We start from the raw sequence: 1,316 nt of genomic DNA on the forward strand, positions 1-1,316 counted from the left end.
CGGGTCTACGCCCAGCAACTGAACGCCCTATTCGGACTCGCTTTCGCTACGCCTGCCCTATACGGTTAAGCTTGCTACTGAACGTAAGTCGCTGACCCATTATACAAAAGGTACGCCGTCACCCCTTTCGAGGCTCCGACTGTTTGTATGCATGCGGTTTCAGGATCTATTTCACTCCCCTCCCGGGGTTCTTTTCGCCTTTCCCTCACGGTACTGGTTCACTATCGGTCGATCACGAGTATTTAGCCTTGGAGGATGGTCCCCCCATCTTCAGACAGGATTTCACGTGTCCCGCCCTACTTGTCGCACACCTAGTTCTTTCATACTGTTTTCGCCTACAGGGCTATCACCTGCTATGGCCGCACTTTCCAGAGCGTTCGGCTAACAATACAAATAAAGAGTGCAAGGCTCATCCCATTTCGCTCGCCACTACTTTGGGAATCTCGGTTGATTTCTTTTCCTGCGGTTACTTAGATGTTTCAGTTCACCGCGTTCGCTTCACATGGCCTATGTATTCAGCCATGGATACTCCAAAAGGAGTGGGTTTCCCCATTCGGACATCTACGGATCAAAGCTCGTTTGCCAGCTCCCCGTAGCTTTTCGCAGGCTACCGCGTCCTTCATCGCCTGTGATCGCCAAGGCATCCACCACATGCACTTGTTCGCTTGACCCTATAACGAGTCTGTCTCGTTACAGGTTGAGTTCTCGCGTTGTGCCGTATTCCAAAATCGAGTCGAACATAGAGTTCGAATCATCTTGAGATACATCGATACAATCACAACCCGGATAGTTTCCACGTCCATCTCAAGACGCTTCCGCTATCCAAATTACTTACTTCTTCCAGATTGTTAAAGAACGACAGCCGATACATACTACGTATCCTCTGACTGGCTCAATCGCCAATGCAAAATTCTCGGTTCAGTGTCTGAACCAAGCCCTTAGCGTTGGTGATTGGTGGAGGCAGACGGGATCGAACCGACGACCCCCTGCTTGCAAAGCAGGTGCTCTCCCAGCTGAGCTATGCCCCCATGAGTACAGATTTGCCTCAGGTGTTACCGCCAGACAATGGTGGGTCTGGTTGGATTCGAACCAACGACCCCCGCCTTATCAAGACGGTGCTCTAACCGACTGAGCTACAGACCCCTGAGTCTGTCTTTAAATTTACAGCCGATAAGCGTGAGCGCTCAACTTTGCGAGAAGCTCTGGAAAGGAGGTGATCCAGCCGCACCTTCCGATACGGCTACCTTGTTACGACTTCACCCCAGTCATGAATCCTACCGTGGTGACCGTCCTCCTTGCGGTTAGACTAGCCACTT

The 1,316-nt window shown here is 51.3% G+C and carries 2 tRNA genes and 2 rRNA genes; all 4 read right to left on the reverse strand.

From position 1 onward, the window contains the following. Positions 1-671 (reverse strand): 23S ribosomal RNA (locus LGM71_RS33085); the annotation flags it as partial. 281 nt (positions 672-952) lie between these two features. Continuing rightward, positions 953-1,028 (reverse strand) — tRNA-Ala (locus LGM71_RS33090). Positions 1,029-1,066: 38 nt separating this feature from the next. Then, a tRNA-Ile gene (locus tag LGM71_RS33095) sits at positions 1,067-1,143 on the reverse strand. A gap of 63 nt (positions 1,144-1,206) precedes the next feature. Further along, positions 1,207-1,316, reverse strand: a 16S ribosomal RNA gene (locus LGM71_RS33100); the annotation flags it as partial.

The organism is Burkholderia sp. AU33545 (assembly GCF_020419685.1).
Classification (GTDB): domain Bacteria; phylum Pseudomonadota; class Gammaproteobacteria; order Burkholderiales; family Burkholderiaceae; genus Burkholderia; species Burkholderia diffusa.